15 protein-coding genes are annotated in these 16,210 nt (G+C 76.0%); 5 read left to right on the forward strand and 10 right to left on the reverse strand.

From position 1 onward, the window contains the following. Nucleotides 1-107: 107 nt before the first annotated feature. Nucleotides 108-1,700, forward strand: coding sequence for a methyl-accepting chemotaxis protein (locus ABQ292_RS04900; RefSeq protein WP_369203817.1), 1,593 nt, complete (start codon nt 108-110; stop codon nt 1,698-1,700). Between the two features lie 98 nt (nt 1,701-1,798). Here the strand turns inward: ABQ292_RS04900 and ABQ292_RS04905 are convergent, their stop codons facing one another. The 5 genes from ABQ292_RS04905 to ABQ292_RS04925 form a co-directional block, all read right to left on the reverse strand. Beyond that, nucleotides 1,799-2,128, reverse strand: coding sequence for a CDGSH iron-sulfur domain-containing protein (locus ABQ292_RS04905; RefSeq protein ID WP_369203820.1), 330 nt, complete (start codon nt 2,126-2,128; stop codon nt 1,799-1,801). A 42-nt stretch (nt 2,129-2,170) separates the two neighbouring features. Next, a complete protein-coding gene (locus tag ABQ292_RS04910) occupies nt 2,171-5,263 on the reverse strand; it encodes a bifunctional [glutamine synthetase] adenylyltransferase/[glutamine synthetase]-adenylyl-L-tyrosine phosphorylase (RefSeq protein WP_369203822.1) in 3,093 nt (1,030 codons plus the stop codon). A gap of 4 nt (nt 5,264-5,267) precedes the next feature. After that, nucleotides 5,268-6,005, reverse strand: coding sequence for a type 1 glutamine amidotransferase (locus ABQ292_RS04915; protein ID WP_369203824.1), 738 nt, complete (start codon nt 6,003-6,005; stop codon nt 5,268-5,270). 79 nt (nt 6,006-6,084) lie between these two features. Continuing rightward, nucleotides 6,085-7,425 carry a type I glutamate--ammonia ligase gene (gene glnA / locus ABQ292_RS04920; RefSeq protein WP_369203826.1) on the reverse strand — a complete coding sequence of 447 codons (1,341 nt, stop codon included), beginning with the start codon at nt 7,423-7,425 and terminating at the stop codon, nt 6,085-6,087. A 127-nt stretch (nt 7,426-7,552) separates the two neighbouring features. Further along, nucleotides 7,553-8,008 carry a MarR family winged helix-turn-helix transcriptional regulator gene (locus tag ABQ292_RS04925; protein WP_369203828.1) on the reverse strand — a complete coding sequence of 152 codons (456 nt, stop codon included), beginning with the start codon at nt 8,006-8,008 and terminating at the stop codon, nt 7,553-7,555. 128 nt (nt 8,009-8,136) lie between these two features. Here ABQ292_RS04925 and ABQ292_RS04930 point away from each other — a divergent pair, with 128 nt between their 5' ends. Then, nucleotides 8,137-9,144 (forward strand): universal stress protein, encoded by a 1,008-nt coding sequence (locus tag ABQ292_RS04930; protein ID WP_369203830.1) that lies wholly within the window; start codon nt 8,137-8,139, stop codon nt 9,142-9,144. Here ABQ292_RS04930 and ABQ292_RS04935 read toward each other — a convergent pair. Continuing rightward, complete coding sequence (locus ABQ292_RS04935; RefSeq protein ID WP_369203832.1) at nt 9,123-9,476, reverse strand: DUF488 domain-containing protein; 354 nt, start codon at nt 9,474-9,476, stop codon at nt 9,123-9,125. The genes ABQ292_RS04930 and ABQ292_RS04935 overlap by 22 nt on opposite strands. A 194-nt stretch (nt 9,477-9,670) precedes the next feature. Here ABQ292_RS04935 and ABQ292_RS04940 point away from each other — a divergent pair, with 194 nt between their 5' ends. After that, complete coding sequence (locus ABQ292_RS04940) at nt 9,671-10,510, forward strand: slipin family protein (protein WP_369203834.1); 840 nt, start codon at nt 9,671-9,673, stop codon at nt 10,508-10,510. A gap of 28 nt (nt 10,511-10,538) precedes the next feature. On the opposite strand, the gene ABQ292_RS04945 is transcribed toward ABQ292_RS04940, so the two are convergent. Further along, nucleotides 10,539-10,919, reverse strand: a complete 381-nt coding sequence (locus tag ABQ292_RS04945) for a DUF4345 family protein (protein WP_369203836.1) — start codon at nt 10,917-10,919, stop codon at nt 10,539-10,541. 82 nt (nt 10,920-11,001) lie between these two features. Here ABQ292_RS04945 and ABQ292_RS04950 point away from each other — a divergent pair, with 82 nt between their 5' ends. Next, complete coding sequence (locus ABQ292_RS04950; RefSeq protein ID WP_369203838.1) at nt 11,002-12,843, forward strand: NAD+ synthase; 1,842 nt, start codon at nt 11,002-11,004, stop codon at nt 12,841-12,843. Nucleotides 12,844-12,874: 31 nt separating this feature from the next. Beyond that, on the forward strand, nt 12,875-13,705 hold the full coding sequence (gene panB, locus ABQ292_RS04955; RefSeq protein ID WP_369203840.1) for a 3-methyl-2-oxobutanoate hydroxymethyltransferase: 831 nt from the start codon (nt 12,875-12,877) through the stop codon (nt 13,703-13,705). A 112-nt stretch (nt 13,706-13,817) separates the two neighbouring features. Here panB and ABQ292_RS04960 read toward each other — a convergent pair whose 3' ends face one another. The 3 genes from ABQ292_RS04960 to npdG all read right to left on the reverse strand — a co-directional run bounded on the left by ABQ292_RS04960 (nt 13,818) and on the right by npdG (nt 16,168). After that, nucleotides 13,818-14,237, reverse strand: a complete 420-nt coding sequence (locus ABQ292_RS04960) for a DUF2784 domain-containing protein (RefSeq protein WP_369203842.1) — start codon at nt 14,235-14,237, stop codon at nt 13,818-13,820. A gap of 134 nt (nt 14,238-14,371) precedes the next feature. Then, complete coding sequence (locus ABQ292_RS04965; protein WP_369203844.1) at nt 14,372-15,301, reverse strand: type IV toxin-antitoxin system AbiEi family antitoxin; 930 nt, start codon at nt 15,299-15,301, stop codon at nt 14,372-14,374. Nucleotides 15,302-15,475: 174 nt separating this feature from the next. Continuing rightward, the gene (npdG, locus tag ABQ292_RS04970; RefSeq protein ID WP_369203846.1) at nt 15,476-16,168 is read right to left on the reverse strand and encodes an NADPH-dependent F420 reductase; all 693 of its coding nucleotides are present in this window, start codon (nt 16,166-16,168) and stop codon (nt 15,476-15,478) included. Between the last annotated feature and the right edge of the window lie 42 nt (nt 16,169-16,210).

Consider the following 16,210-nt stretch of genomic DNA (forward strand, 5'->3'; position numbering starts at 1 on the left):
GCCCTCCGCCACTCGCCAGCTCGTGGCGGCCCTGCAGCGAGGTGGTCCAGCGTGCCGGCTCGACATCGGTCGCGCCCTGCCGAAGCTCTGCAGGACGCAGGACCGCGGTGACGACGCTGCCGGTCCCCGACGACCGGAGGATCCCCATGTGGCGGCGCACCGACCCGGCTCCCGTGAGCACGGTGGCGCCCCCGCCGATGCCGCGCGACATCGAGACCCTCGAGGCGGTGGTCGCCGCCCTGGACGCCGGGGTGCGGACGCCGCTGGACGCCCACATGGCGGTGGTGCGCACGATCACCGAGGCCTGCGGCCTGGACTACGGCGCCGTGTGGGCGCCCGGGGACGACGGCTCGTTCGCCCTCGCCTACGACAACGGCCCCCTGGCGGCGTCGGCGGGCGTCGGCTGGCCGGGTGCCGACCGGCTCCCCGAGGCGACCGGCGGCAGGGCGGTGCGCGAGCGGCGGGCCGTGCACCTCGACGGCGCCCCCGCGGCCCGTGGCGCCGACCCGCGCTGGCAGGCGGCGTGGGCCGCCGGTGTCCGGGAGGGCTGCTTCATCCCGGCGGTCGACGACGGCGTGGTCACCGCCGTCGTCGAGTACCACTCCCGCGGGCAGCTGCCGTTCTTCGGCTCCCGGACCGAGAAGTGGGAGTCCATCCACCGGCTGTTCGCCTCGATGCGCGCGGCCGCCCTGGCCACCGCGGCGCTGCAGGAGAGCCTCGAGGACCGGGCGGCCGTCACCACCGTGGTCACCCGGATCGGCGAGGCCGCCGACGAGTCCTCGGCGCTGACGACCGCGCTGGAGACCGTGCGGACCGCCTTCGGCTGGGCCCACGCCGCGTTCTGGTCGCTGGACGAGGAGGCGGGCGTCCTGCGCTGCACCCACGAGTCCGGCGAGGTGGCCGAGGAGTACCGGCGCGCGACCCGGACCGGCGCCGCTGCCGCCGGGGTGGGCCTGCCCGGCCGTGCCCTGCAGGCGCGCGACCTGGTCGCCGTCCGCGACCTGGCCGAGATGCGCGAGTGCACGCGGGTGCAGGCCGCGCAGCGGGCCGGCCTGCGCTCCGGCATCTGCTTCCCGGTCACCGTCGGCGGGCGGGTCGTCGGCACGATGGAGTTCGTCGCGACCGGGCCGGTGCACGTGTCCGAGTCCCGCGCCTCGGCCGTGCGCAACGTCCAGCACATGGTGTCCCAGCGCCTGGACGCCCTGCGCCGGGCCGAGGCCGACGCGCAGCGCTCGCGCGAGCTGCTCGACAGCGTCACCCGGCTGCGCGAGGCGGCGTCGGCGGCCGGTCAGGTGGCCGACAACGCCGTCGCCCAGGCCTCCACCATGACCTCCGAGGTGGCAGCGCTCAGCGAGGCGTCGACGGCCATCGGCGAGGTCATCCGGATCATCTCCGGCATCGCCGACCAGACCAACCTGCTGGCGCTCAACGCCACCATCGAGGCCGCGCGGGCAGGTGAGGCCGGCCGCGGCTTCGCCGTCGTGGCCAGCGAGGTGAAGGACCTCGCCCGCGAGACCGCCGCGGCCACCCAGCGGGTGTCGGACCAGATCGCCGGCATCCAGGCCAGCAGCGAGCAGGTCACCGCCGGCATCCACGCCACCAGCGAGGTCATCGGCCGGCTCGACGCCGTCCAGGCCCGGATCGACGACGTCCTCGAGGAGCAGGTCCGGATGGCCCGCTCCATCGACGCCCGGGCCTGAGGAAGGACCCCGCCCTCCCACCGCTGTCACGACTCGGGGCGGCCTCGTCCCGGGGCGCGCCCTGGGCTCGCGGGGGGTGGGGAGGACGAGGTCCTCTCTCAGGCGGGGCGGGTCCCCGGCTGGTCGGCGGTGTCCTGCCGGCGGATCGCCGCGGCCGGGCGCGGCCGGCTCGGCGCGCTCGGCGCGGAGAAGCCCGAGCGCTTGTGGGTGCCGTCGCAGAACGGCTTGACACCGGACTTGCCGCAGCGGCACAGCGCCACCGTCCGGCGCCCGGGGTCGATCTCGGTGCCGTCCTGGTCGACCAGGCGGAAGTCGCCGCGCACGATCAGCGGCCCGTCGCGGTAGGGCGTGATGGTGGCGGCGCCGTCGGCCACCGGGTCGGTCGGCGTGTCGTCGGTCGGGTCGTCGGCGGGCAGGGCTGCACTCACTCCCCCAGCGTGCCCCGCCCGCGCAACCCGCACACGCGGCGGTCAGCCGGCGGGCCGGCCGTAGAGGACCTGCTCGACGACCGTCCGCGCGTGCCGGGTGGTGCGCCGGTAGTCGTCGAGGAACTGCCCGGGGTCGACGTCGGGGCCGGCGCCGCTGGCCCGGGCCACGCCGGCCAGCTCCAGGCCCGGCCGGGGCAGCTGGTCGCTGGGCCGGCCGCGGACCAGGAAGACGGCGTTGCGCGCCCGGGTGGCCAGCTCCCACGCCTCGCGCAGCGCCTCGGCCTGCTCGGTCGCCAGCAGCCCGTGCGCGGACAGCTCGGCCAGCACGTCGACGGTCGAGGGCCGGCGCAGCGCGGGCACGTCCGCGGCGTGCTGGAGCTGCAGCAGCTGGACGGTCCACTCGACGTCGGCCAGCCCGCCGCGGCCGAGCTTGGTGTGGGTGGCGGGGTCGGCGCCGCGGGGCAGCCGCTCGCGCTCGACCCGCGCCTTGATGCGGCGGATCTCGGCGACCTGCGCGTCGGTGAGGCCGCCGGCCGGGTAGCGGATCGGGTCGACCAGCTCGACGAAGGCCGCGCCCAGCTCGGGACTGCCGGCCACCGGCGCCGCCCGCAGCAGCGCCTGCACCTCCCAGACCGACACCCAGCGCTCGTAGTACTCGCGGAAGGCGTCGAGGCTGCGCACCAGCGGGCCCTGCCGCCCCTCGGGCCGCAGGTCGGCGTCGACCTCGAAGGCGGGGTCGGGCGCCGGCTCGCCGAGCAGCCGGCGCAGCGTGTGCGCGACGGCGTTGGCCGCCTGCCCCGCCCGCCCCTCCTCGGCGCCCGCGCGGGCCCGGTGGACGAACAGCACGTCGGCGTCCGAGCCGTAGCCCATCTCCCCGCCACCGAGCCGGCCCATGCCGATGACGGCCAGCTCCATGGGCACGTCGGCGACGGCGGTGCCGGCCTCGCGCGCCCACGCGGAGACCGCGACGTCGAGGCCGGCCTGCAGCGTGGCGACGGCGACGTCGGTGAGCGCCTGCCCGACCCGGACGACGTCGAGGCGGCCGAGCAGGTCGGCCGCGGCGATCCGCAGCAGCTCGGTGCGGCGCAGGGCGCGCAGCACGCGGATGCCGGCCTGCGGGTCCGGCGCCCGCCCGGCGGCCGACCGCCAGGCGCTGACCAGGGCCTCGGCGCCGCGCGGCTCGAGCTCGTCGTCGTCGGCGAGGATCCGCAGCGCCTCGGGGGTGCGGGTGAGCAGCGCGGCCACGTACTGGCTGGAGCCGAGCAGCCGGGCCAGCCGCTCGGCCACCTGGCCCTCGTCGCGCAGCAGCCGCAGGTACCACTGGTTGCCGCCGAGGGCCTCGCTCACCTGCCGGTAGGCCAGCAGGCCGGCGTCGGGGTCGGCGCAGTCGGCGAGGGTCTGCAGCACCACCGGCAGCAGGTACTTCTGCATCGACGCCGACCGCGACAGCCCGCCGGACAGGGCGGCCATGTGCCGGAGCGCGCCGTCGGGGTCGGCGAAGCCGAGCGCGCGCAGCCAGTCGCCGGCCGCCTTGCTGCCCAGCTGGGCCGCCTCGGGCGGCACCTTGGCCACCGCCGACAGCAGCGGCCGGTAGAAGAGCTTCTCGTGCAGCCGGCGCACCTCGCGGGTGTGCAGCGCGAGCTCGGCGCGCAGCACGTCGACGGCGTCGCCGCGGTGGTCGGGCTTGTAGCCCAGCGAGCGGGCCAGCCAGCGCAGCTGCTGCTCGTCGGTGGGCAGCAGGTGGGTGCGCCGCAGCCGCAGCAGCTGCAGCCGGTGCTCCACCGTGCGCAGGAAGCGGTAGGAGGCGATGAGCGTGGCGCCGTCGTCGCGGCCGACGTAGCCGCCGCCGACCAGCGCGCCCAGCGCGGGCAGCGTGCCGCCGACGCGCAGCCGGACGTCGACCCGGCCGTGCACCAGCTGCAGCAGCTGGACGGCGAACTCGACGTCGCGCAGCCCGCCGCGGCCGAGCTTGAGCTCCCGCTCGGCCTGCGCGGGCGGGATGTTCTCCTCCACGCGGCGGCGCATGGCCTGCACCTCGCCGACGAAGCCGGGGCGCTCGCCGGCCTGCCACACCAGCGGGAACAGCTCGTCGACGTAGGCGCGGCCGAGGTCGGGGTCGCCGGCGACCGGGCGCATCTTGAGCAGCGCCTGGAACTCCCAGGTGCTGGCCCACTGCTGGTAGTAGGCGGCGTGGTTGGCCAGCGTGCGCACCAGCGCGCCGGCCTTGCCCTCCGGCCGCAGCGCCGCGTCGACCTCCCACGCGGCCTCGCGGCAGATCCGCATGAGCGCGGCGGCCACCCGGGTGGCGCTCTGCACCGCCGGGGCCTCGGGGTCGCTGGGATCGACCGGCTCGGCCACGAAGACGACGTCGACGTCGCTGATGTAGTTCAGCTCGCGGCCGCCGCACTTGCCCAGGCCGATCACCGCCAGCCGGCAGGGGGCGGCGCTCCCGGGCTGCTCGGCGACGGCGATCGCCAGCCCGGCGGTGAGCACCGCGGCGGCGACGTCGGCGAGCTCCCCGGCGACGTCCTCGGCCGACAGCCCCTCGCCCAGGTCGCGCCCGGCCAGCGAGAGGACGGCGCGGCGGTAGGCCAGCCGCAGTGCCGCCACCCGCTGCGGCGAGGCGTCGGGCGCGGCCCTGCCCAGCCGGACGCCCCACGGCGGGTCGTCGGGGTCGGCGTCGACGGCCACCAGCATCTGCCGCTCGAGCGACTGCGCGGTGGGCCGCACGGGGCCGCGGCCCTCGGAGTCGAGCACGGTCCAGTCGCCGGGGTGGGCGGCGAGGTGGTCGGCCAGCCCCGCGCTGGCGCCCAGCACCGACAGCAGCCGGCTGCGCAGCGCCCCCGAGCCGCGCAGCCGCGCCAGCAGCGCGGCGGCCGAGCTGCCGGTGGGGTCGGCGGCGTCGAGTGCCTCGACCAGGCGGGACAGCGAGCGGACGGCGAGGTCGGGGTCGCCGGCGCGGGCCAGCGCGGAGACGACCGGGGCGGCCTCGGGGTCGGCCGGCTCGTTGCGGTCGAGGTCCCACAGCCCCAGCGCCGGGTCCGACAGCAGCAGGGCCGCCTTCTCCGCGTCGAGGAAGCCGAAGCGGGCCAGCCGCACCCGTGCCCGGTAGGGCACCTCCCGGGTCCCGGTCACGGCCTCAGACCCGCGTCGTCCGGGTGGCGCGCACCAGGTCGGCGAAGCGCGCGGCGAACGGCGCCCAGACCTCCTCGATGTCGGGGTGCACCGCGGCGGCCCGCTCGCCGACGGTCCCGGCGTCGAACGGGGTGGCGGCGACGCCGACCGGGTCGCTCTCGGCCCAGCGGCGGACGACGTCGGGGCTGGTCTCGACGTGGAACTGCAGCGCGTAGCAGGCGCGGCCGACCCGGAAGGCCTGGTTGACGTATTGCGGGCTGCTGGCCAGCAGGGTGGCGCCCGGCGGCAGCTGGGAGATCTCGTCGTGGTGCCACTGGACGACGTCCGGGCTCAGCGGGACCGGCGCGAACAGCGGGTCGCGCTCGGCGGCGTCGCGGCGGGCCACCAGTGCCGCGCCGACCTCGGGCCCCTCGGCGCCGACCCGCACCTGCCCGCCGCCGGCCTGGGCCACGAGCTGGGCGCCGAGGCAGATGGCCAGGATCGGCGCGTCGTCGGCCAGCGCCCGGGCGAGCAGCGCCCGCACCGGGGCCAGCCCGCTGGTGGCGTCGTCGTCCAGGCTCGACTGCGGGCCGCCCATGACCAGCAGGCCGTCGTGGTCGGCGAGGTCGGCGGGGACGGCGTCGCCGGCGTCCAGGTGCCGCTCGTCGAGCTCGAGGCCGGCCGCCGTCAGCCACTCCCCCAGCCGGGCGGGCGGGGCGGTGTCGCTCGGGACGACGACGAGCAGGCGGGGACGGTCCGGCACGACCCCGAGCGTAGTTCGGCTCCCTGCGGGGTCCCGCCGCGAGCTCCCGACGGCCCCTTACAGGGGGGTCCTCCTCCCCCTACAGGCCGGGGAGGTAGCGCTTGAGCTCGAAGGGCGTCACGTTCTGCCGGTAGGAGTTGAACTCCTCCCACTTGTTGCGCAGGAAGAACTCGAAGACGTGCTCCCCCAGCGTCTCGGCCACCAGCTCGCTGCCCTGCATCGCGGTCAGCGCCTCGCCGAGGGACACCGGCAGGTCCTCGTAGCCGGCGGCACGGCGCTCGGTGTCGGTGAGCGACCAGACGTCGTCCTCGGCCTCCGGCGGCAGCTCGTAGCCCTTCTCGACCCCGCGCAGCCCGGCGGCCAGCAGGACGGCGAAGGTCAGGTACGGGTTGCACGCGGAGTCCGGCGAGCGCACCTCGACCCGCGCCGACTGGCCCTTGTTCGGCTTGTAGGACGGCAGCCGCACCAGCGCCGAGCGGTTGGCCCGGCCCCAGGTGGCCGCCGTCGGCGCCTCGGTGCCGGCCAGCAGCCGCCGGTAGGAGTTGACCGTCTGGTTGGTGACGGCGGTGTACTCGCGGGCGTGGATGAGCAGCCCCGCGACGAACTGGCGGCCGGTCGCCGACAACCCGGAGGGGTCCGACGCGTCGTGGAAGGCGTTGCGGTCGCCCTCGAACAGCGACACGTGGGCGTGCATCGCCGAGCCGGCCAGGTCGGTGAACGGCTTGGGCATGAAGGTGGCGTGCACGCCCTGGGCGAGCGCCACCTCCCGGACGACGTGCCGCAGCGTCATGACGTTGTCGGCCATCGACAGCGCGTCGGCGTAGCGCAGGTCGATCTCCTGCTGTCCGGGCGCCACCTCGTGGTGGCTGAACTCCACCGAGATGCCCATCGCCTCGAGCGCGAAGACCGCCTCGCGGCGGAAGTCGTGCGCGACGTTGTGCGTGGACAGGTCGAAGTAGCCGCCGGTGTCGGCCGGCTCCGGCGGGCGGCCGTCGGTGGGGAGGTCCTTGAGCAGGAAGAACTCGACCTCGGGGTGGGTGTAGAAGGTGAACCCCATCTCGGCGGCCTTCGACAGCGCCCGGCGCAGCACGTGCCGCGGGTCGGCCCACGACGGTGAGCCGTCGGGCAGGGTGATGTCGCAGAACATCCGCGCGGTGTCGCTGCTCCGCCCCTTGCTCGACGGCATCACCTGGAAGGTGGCCGGGTCGGGCTTGGCCAGCATGTCCGACTCGTAGACGCGCGCGAAGCCCTCGATCGCCGAGCCGTCGAAGCCGATGCCCTCGGCGAACGCCGCCTCGATCTCGGCCGGGGCGACGGCGACCGCCTTCAGGTAGCCCGAGACGTCGGTGAACCACAGCCGCACGAAGCGGATGTCGCGTTCCTCGAGGGTGCGCAGGACGAACTCCTGCTGTCGGTCCATGCTGGCCATGATCGGGTCCGCTCGTTTCCGGGGTGTGACGTCGGTGCACAGCCTGCCCGGTCACCGCGCCGGGTACACGGCCGGCGGCGCTGTGTCGCTCCGGGATCGCGACGGACTCCCGGCGTCGTCACACGCTCTCGGCGTCGGCCGCGACCGGCTCCCCCCAGTCGGGGGGCGTCAGCGCCGTGTCGAGGCGGCGCAGCTCGTCCCGGTGCAGGGCGCTGAGCCGTCCGAGGATCCGCTCGCCCTCCCCGGTCAGCAGGATCCGGACGGAGCGGGCGTCGTCGGGATTGGCCGCACGCGTGACGAGGTCCTGGCCCTGCGCCCGGTCGACCAGCTCGACGACGCTGTGGTGGCGCAGCTGCAGCCGCTCCGCCAACTCCCGGACCGTGGCCCACTCGCGGCCGGGGAACCCCTTCAAGGCCAGCAGCAGCTGGTACTGCTGCGGGGTCAGCCCGTGCCGGCGCACCGTCTCCTCGCTGAAGCGCAGGTAGCGGCGGATGCCGAAGCGGAACTCCGCGAGCGCCTCGAACTCCCGCTTGGTCAACGGCGGACCCGCCGGCGCGTCGTCCTCCGGGGCCACGGGCTCATTCGACCACGGATCCGCCGCCCCGGAAGCGGGTCCACGGCGGGAGTATCGCGTTACGATGCACCCGCAAGAGCGGACCGCCCGAGGAGGCGCTCGTGCTCAGTGACCCGGACCGTCGGACCGTGCAGGAGCTCGAGTCCGCCCTGCTGTCGGACCCGGCCTTCACCCGCGCCGTCCTGCCGGTCGCGCGCCGACTCCAGCGGCTGTCCGCCCCCGTCGTCGTCGGCGTTCCCGCCGAGGGCGGGTCGGCGTCGGCCCTCGAGTGGGCGACCGCGGAAGCGGCCGGGCAGCAGCGCCCGTTGCGGATCGTGCACGCCTTCGCCGCACCGGTGGTGCTCGATCCGCTCGGCTTCGTCCCCACGGTCGACACCCTGCCCGTGCAGCAGGCGGCGGCCGCACGGCTCGTGGACGGCGCACTCGCCCGTGTCCGTGCGTTGGCCCCGGACGTCGAGGTCTCCGCCTGCATCGTCCGGGGCTCGCCGCGCCGGGTCCTCCTCCGGGAGAGCCGGGATGCCCACCTGCTCGTCCTGGGTCCCCGACGGCGCAGTGGCCGGCGGCCGGGCGTCCAGCGCCTCCTGCACGGGTCGCTGACGCTCCAGGTCACGGCCGGCGCCGGCTGCCCCGTCACGGTGGTGCACCTGTCGGGGGCGGCCGCTCCGGACGTCGTCCCGCCACGGGTCGTCGTGGGCGTGGACGGTCTCCCGCGGTCCGACGCCGCCACCGGGTTCGCCTTCCGGGCCGCCTCCCGGCGGGGCATCGGCGTCACCGCCGTCCACGCCTGGGCCGCGGACTGTCCTGCCGACCTGGAGGCGGTGACCGCCCCCCTCGTCACCACCGAGGCCGCGGCGCACGCGCTCGTCGAGGGTGCCGTGGCGACGTGGCGGGAGCTGTACCCGCACGTCCCGGTCACCACCGAGGTGGTCCGCCGCCGTCCGGCCGCTGCCCTCGTCGCCGGCTCCGCGGGCGCCGCACTCGTCGTCGTCGGGTCGCGGTACCGGCGGGCGGGGCTGGGCGCGGTGTTCGGCTCGGTGAGCCGCGCCGTGGTGAACGGAGCGGTGAGTCCGGTCGCAGTGGTGCACCCCGGGACCGAGCCGTCCCCGCCGGAGGTCTACCGGTGGGCCAGCAGGTAGTCCCGCAGCGCGACCGCGCTGTTGCGCTCCTCGTCGCGGGCGCTGGAGAGCAGGACGACGGGGCCGGCGCGGGCCGCGTCGCGCAACGGCCGCCAGGCCCCGGGAGCGGCGTCCAGTTCCGCGGTGTAGCGCCGGCGGAACTCCTCCCAGCGGTCGGGATCGTGGCCGAACCACCGGCGCAGCTCCGTGCTCGGCGCGACGTCGCGCACCCACCCGTCGAGCTCGAGGTCCTCGCGGCGGACACCTCGTGGCCACAGGCGCTCCACGAGGAAGCGCCGTCCCTCGGGCAGGGACGCGCGGTCGTACACACGCGCCACGTGGACGGTGCCCACTCGAGCCTCCTCAGGTCGCGCGGGAGGAGCCGGGACCGGGTCCCGGCTGCCCGTCCCAGCGTTGCGGAGACGCCCCGCGGGCGGAAGTCCACCGGCGGTGTCGCGGCCGCGTCCCCCGGCCGGATCGTCCTGCGCCGGGCACGTCGTCCCCGTGCCCGCACCGCACCGCACCCGACGGGACGACGGAGGCCGAGATGGACGCCATCCTCGTGATCCTGGCGATCGTGGTCGTCGGGCTGCTGCTCCTGGTGGGATCGAGCGTCCGCGTCGTCACCCAGTTCGAGCGGGGCGTGGTGCTCCGCTTCGGGCGGCTGCGCGGTGACCCGCGGGCGCCGGGGCTCACGCTGATCGCCCCGGTCGCGGACCGGATGCACAAGGTGAGCATGCAGGTGGTGACCATGCCGGTCCCGGCCCAGGACGGGATCACCCGGGACAACGTGACCGTCACGGTCGACGCGGTCGTCTACTACCGGGTGTTCGACCCCGTGCGGGTCGTCGTCGACGTGCAGAACTACCAGGCGGCGATCGCCCAGGTCGCCCAGGCGTCGCTGCGGTCGATCATCGGCAAGAGCGACCTCGACGACCTGCTCTCCAACCGCGAGCGGCTCAACCAGGGTCTGGAGCTGATGCTGGACAGCCCCGCCGTCGACTGGGGTGTCCACATCGACCGCGTCGACATCAAGGACGTCGCGCTGCCGGAGTCCATGAAGCGGTCGATGTCCCGCCAGGCCGAGGCGGAGCGGGAGCGCCGGTCCCGGGTGATCACCGCCGAGGGCGAGCTGCAGGCGTCGGAGAAGCTCGCCCAGGCCGCCGAGGTGATGGCCGCGCACCCCGCCGCGCTGCAGCTCCGGCTGCTGCAGACCGTCGTGGAGGTCGCCGCCGAGAAGAACTCGACCCTGGTCCTGCCGTTCCCGGTGGAGCTCCTGCGCTTCCTCGAGCGGGCGACGCCACCGGAGACGGACGCCGGGACCCCGGCCGCGGCCGACGGGCTGCCCGTCCCGCGCACGACGACCCCGCCGGTGGCCACGGGCTGACCTCGTCCGGCCGAGGCGGTCAGGAGGATCAGCCCCCGGCCCGCCGGGCTGCCCGCAGCGCCACGGCCAACGCCGTCTCCAGCGTCAGGAAGGCGCCGGTCGGCCAGGCAGTGAGCCGGTGCTCGGCCACGCACCCGGCGAGCCGGGCCGCGGCCATGCCGGCGCTCGCGGCGCCCACCGTCCGCAGGACCGCGTCGTCGCCGGGTCCGGAGCCGGACGCCGCAGCGAGGGACGCCGCGAAGGCCAGGGGGATGCCCGCGTAGACCGCCCGGACCTCCGTCCGCGCGTCCGGCGTACGCGCCGCACCGCCGAAGACGGCCGGCACCCGGGTGGGTGCGAGGGCGGCGACCAGGCCGATGGCCGCGTAGGCCCCTGCCGCCGACCGGCGCAGGCTCGAGCGGAGGGTCATCGGGCGCATGCCAGACCGTGCGTGACCACGCGGACAGGGTCCCGCCTGGCCGGGGACCACGCACGGCGACGAGGATGGGCGCGTGAGTGGACCGGTGCAGCTCAGAGTGGCGATGGCCCAGGTCGACACCCGCGTCGGTGACCTGGAGGGCAACGCCGCGCTCGTCGTCGACTGGGCGAGGAGGGCCGCCGGCGACGGCGCGCACCTCGTGGTGTTCCCCGAGATGACGCTGACCGGCTACCCGGCCGAGGACCTGGTGCTGCGCGAGTCCTTCGCCGCCGCCAGCGAGCAGGCGCTCGTCGACCTGGCGGCCACGCTCGCCGACCGCGGGCTCGGGGACCTCGCCGTCGTCGTCGGGTACCTGGCGCACACGCACGGCCCGGCGCCGGCCGCCGTCGACACACCCCCGGCCGCCGACGGGTCGGACGACGACCGGCCCGGCGACGCCAACCCCCGCCGCGGCCAGCCGCGCAACGCCGCCGCCCTGCTGCACGGCGGGCAGGTGGTGGCCCGCTACGCCAAGCGGCACCTGCCCAACTACGGCGTCTTCGACGAGGCGCGCTACTTCGTGCCCGGCACCGAGCTGCCGGTGGTGCGGCTGCACGGCGCGGACGTCGCCCTGACCATCTGCGAGGACCTCTGGGTCGAGGGCGGGCCGTGCGGGGTGGCCGGGCAGGCCGGCGTCGACCTCGTCGTCTCCCCCAACGCCTCGCCCTACGAGCGGGCCAAGGACGACCTGCGCCTGCCGCTGGTGCGCCGCCGCGCGGCCGAGGCCGGCGCGCCGATCGTGTACTGCAACCAGGTGGGCGGGCAGGACGAGCTGGTCTTCGACGGCGACTCCCTCGCCGTGTCCGCCGACGGCGAGCTGCTCGCCCGCGCGCCGCAGTTCGTCCAGCACCTGCTCTGCGTCGATCTGGTGGTGGACCCGGCGCGGGTGCCCGAGCGCCGCGACGGCCGGATCGGGCCGATGACGGTCACCCGGACCGTCGTCTCCGAGCAGCCGGTGGCGCCGTTCGAGCCGCGGCCGGGTCACCTCGCCGAGCCGCTGAGCGACCCGGAGGAGGTCTGGCGGGCGCTGGTCCTCGGTCTGCGGGACTTCATCGACAAGAACGGCATGCCCTCGGTGGTCTTCGGCCTGTCCGGCGGCATCGACTCGGCGCTGGTGGCCGCGCTGTCGGTGGACGCGTTCGGGCCCGACCGGGTGCACGCGGTCGCGCTGCCGTCGCGGTGGTCGTCGGAGCACTCGATCGCCGACGCCGAGGACAGCGCCCGCCGCCTGGGCCTGCACTTCTCGACGGTGCCGATCGCGCCGATGGTCGACGCCTTCGAGTCCTCGGTGGAGCTGTCGGGCACCGCGGCGGAGAACCTGCAGGCGCGGGTGCGCGGCACGCTGCTCATGGGGCTGTCCAACCAGCACGGGCACCTGCTGCTGGCCACCAGCAACAAGAGCGAGGTCGCCGTCGGGTACTCGACGCTCTACGGCGACGCCGCCGGCGGGTTCGCCCCCATCAAGGACGTGCCGAAGACGCTGGTGTGGGAGCTGGCCCGCTGGCGCAACGCCCACGCCCGCGAGCGCGGCGAGACCGAGCCGATCCCGCAGAACTCGATCGACAAGCCGCCGTCGGCCGAGCTCGCGCCCGGGCAGAAGGACAGCGACTCGCTGCCCTCCTACGAGGAGCTCGACTCGGTCATCGCCGACTACGTCGACCGCGACCTCGGCATGGCCCAGCTGCTCGAGCGCGGCCACGACCCCGAGGTGGTGGCCCGGGTGCTGCGGCTGGTCGACGTGGCGGAGTTCAAGCGCCGCCAGTCGGCGCCGGGGACGAAGATCAGCCTCAAGGCGTTCGGCCGCGACCGCCGCCTCCCGATCACCAACCGCTGGCGGGAGAGCCTGCCCAGCGTCCGGGAAGGAGCCGCGTCGTGAACGAGCTGGCGAGTCCGGCCGGGGACAGGGCATGAGCGAGTCGGTGCTGTACGGCGGGACGTCGACCGCGCGGGTGCGCATCCACCACCTCCAGCAGGCCAAGGAGCGGGGCGAGCGGTGGGCGATGCTCACCGCCTACGACACCTACGCGGCCGCGGTGTTCGAGGAGGCCGGCATCCCGGTGCTGCTGGTCGGGGACTCCGCCGGCAACGTCGTCCTCGGGCACTCCTCCACCGTGCCGGTGACCGTGGACGACCTGCTGCTCCTGACCAAGGCGGTCACCCGCTCGACGAAGCGGGCGTTGATCGTGGCCGACCTGCCCTTCGGCAGCTACGAGGCCGGGCCGCAGGAGGCGTTCGCCACCGCCGTCCGCATGATGAAGGAGGGCGGCGCGCAGGCGGTCAAGCTCGAGGGCGGGGCGCGGGTGGCCCCGCAGATCCGGATGCTGGCCGACAACGGCGTCCCGGTGATGGCGCACGTCGGGTTCACGCCGCAGAGCGAGCACGCCCTCGGCGGGTTCCGGGTGCAGGGCCGCGGCGCCGGCGCCGAGCAGCTGCTGGCCGACGCGCACGCCGTCCAGGACGCCGGCGCGTTCGCCGTCGTCCTGGAGATGGTGCCGGCCGGGATCGCCGCGCAGGTGACCAAGGAGCTGGCCATCCCGACCATCGGCATCGGCGCCGGCGTCGAGTGCGACGCCCAGGTGCTGGTGTGGCCCGACATGGCCGGCCTCAACGGCGGCCGGGTGCCGAAGTTCGTCAAGAGGTACGCCGACCTGCGCGGCGAGCTGCTGCGGGCGGCCCGCGAGTACGCCGACGAGGTCCGCAGCGGCATCTTCCCCGGACCCGAGCACTCCTTCGACTGAGGCCGACGTGGGGTGCGGCGCCGGAGCCGGCGACCGGCCCGGTGCGGGTGTTCCTCGCGGTCTGCGGGCGCTGCAGCACCGGCACTGCACGGGGAGCACCCGCAGGGCGAGGTCACCGTGGGCGATGACGCCGATCGCGGCGACGCGGCCCGGCGGCGGCGACCACACCGCGCCCCGACGACCGGCCGGCGCGCACGGCCAGGAGCCCGTAGCCGACGGCGTTCAGGCCGAGCGCGACGGTGTACGTGCCGACCTGCGTCCCCGTCGCGTCGACGTCCAGGCCGAGCGGGCCGAACAGGACGTGGCCGAGGAAGCCGTCGTCGTAGAGCGGCGCCCCCGCCCGCTCCCGCAGCGCGAGCTCGAGCCTGGTCAGCGGGCAGGGCGCGCCGGCCAGGTTGACGGCCAGGACGGCGAGCGCCACCGGGGCGTGCGCCAGCACCAGCCGTGGCCACCGGAGCGCCGACAGGGCGCCGGTGAGCACGAACAGCACGACGGCCGCGTGCAGGACCGCGACCGCGCTGGCGAGCAGCACCCGCCCATCGTCGCCCCACCCCACAGAGGTGGAAACGCATCGCGCCGTCACGCCCGGCCAGCTCCGCCGGCTCGATCCGTGCTCCGCCGATCCGATCGGGCCCGGGGAGCTCGGAAGGAGCCGGCGGAGCGGCCTCACGAGCTACGGCGTCGTCCCCGCTCCAACGCTCGCCGCACCCGAGGTCCCAGCACCTCCGGCGTGAGGTCGGCCCAGGTCCAGCGGACGACACCCCAGCCCTCGTCACGGAACGCGTCCTCCCGGCGCTTCTCCTCGAAGACGGCGTCGCCGGGGTCCTGCCCAGGTCGCAGCAGCCGCCCGTACTTCACCCGCCCGTCGAACTCGCCCAGCACCTGCGCGTCCTCCCAGGCGAGGTCGGCCCGGCCCAGCAGACGCCCGTCGTCGGTCCGGATCGGCAGCTGCAGGGTCGACGGCGGCATCCCCAGCCGGTGCAGCAGCACCCGGCTGCGGCTCTCCCCCATGCTCTCGCTGCGCCCGTCGGCCAGCGCGACCGCACGGGCGGCGCGCCGGGCGCCCGGGATCCCGGTCAGGCCGGCCGGCTCGGCCTCCAGGTCGCTCCGCCGCACCAGCCCCAGCCGCAGCGCGCCGTCGAGGACGACGACCGCGGGCTCGGCCGGCAGGGCGCGCGCCAGGTCGAGCGCGGTTCGGACGGGCGTGGTGACGGGGACCCCGTCCACGGTGGTGACCTCGTCCTCGCGCAGCCGGGCGACGTGGCAGCACCGGTACCGGCCGACCTCGTTCGACGCCGGCGGTCGCCGGGTGACGTGCACGCGGCCCAGGGCCACGCCCCACAGGGGCATGCCCCACAGGACCGCGGCCGACTGGTGGCTGACCACCGCCGGACGCCGGAGCGCGGCGACCGTCGCGGCGACGAGGTTCCGGTGCCGGCGGACGGCGTCGAGCGAGGCCGCGTTGACCAGGTAGGCACCGGGTCGCAGGCGGGTCAGCTCACCTCGGCGCAGGCGGGCCGCGAGTTCCTCGTCGGACCAGCCGGCGGGCAGCGCGTCCCGGCGCAGGAGCAGGTGGGCAGGCGGCACTGGGTCCACGGACCGACCGTCGGCCACGTCCGGGTGTGCCGCGGTGTGCCGACGAGGAGACGTGGAACGACGGACGCCTGTGGACAAGGCGCCTCCACGGACTCCTTCCGTTGCCTGCGGGTCCGATCCGGCCCGTGGAGCACGGAAGGAGCCGGTGGAGCCAGTTGCCGGTGGAGCGAGGCCTCAGACGTCGGTGACGCGGATGCCGGTGTGAGCCCCGTACCGGCGGTTGACCGAGACCAGGTTGACCGTCAGCGCCTCGACCTGGCGGGCGTTGCGCAGCCGGCCGGCGTGGACCCCGCGCATGCCCGGCAGCCGCCCCGCGAGAGCCTGCACGGTGTCGGTGGCGGCCCGGTCGTCGCCGACCACCAGGACGTCGCCGTCGAGGGTGGGCCGCGACAGGTCCTCCAGCAGCACCGCCGAGACGTGGTGGAAGGCGCCGACGACGGCCGAGTCGGGCAGCAGCGCGGCGGCCTGCTGGGCCACCGACCCCTCGGGGACGTCGAGGACGTGGGCGCCCAGCTCGTCGAAGCCCATCGGCACCACGCAGTCGACGACGACCTTGCCGGCCAGCGGCGCCGCCAGCTCGGCCAGGGGCGCCGCGTGCCCGGCGAACGGCACGGCCACGACGACCAGGTCGGCGGCGCCGGCGACGTCGGTGTTCGAGCCGCCCTGCACCGAGACCCCACCCTGCACCACCACCTCGCCGCCCACCGCCGCCGCGGCACGCCCGGCGACCTGGGCGGCCACCTCGCCGGCCCGGTCGGCGTCCCGGGACCCGAGCAGCACCCGCTGCCCGACGGCGGCCAGCCGGACGGCGAGCCCTCGCCCCTGCGGCCCGGTCCCGCCGAGCACCCCGACGACGAGCTCGTCCACCGGACGTCCCTCAGCTGCCGCGGTCACGCCGCCCCCTCCCCC

This window comes from Geodermatophilus maliterrae (assembly GCF_041018925.1).
Classification (GTDB): Bacteria; Actinomycetota; Actinomycetes; order Mycobacteriales; family Geodermatophilaceae; genus Geodermatophilus; species Geodermatophilus maliterrae.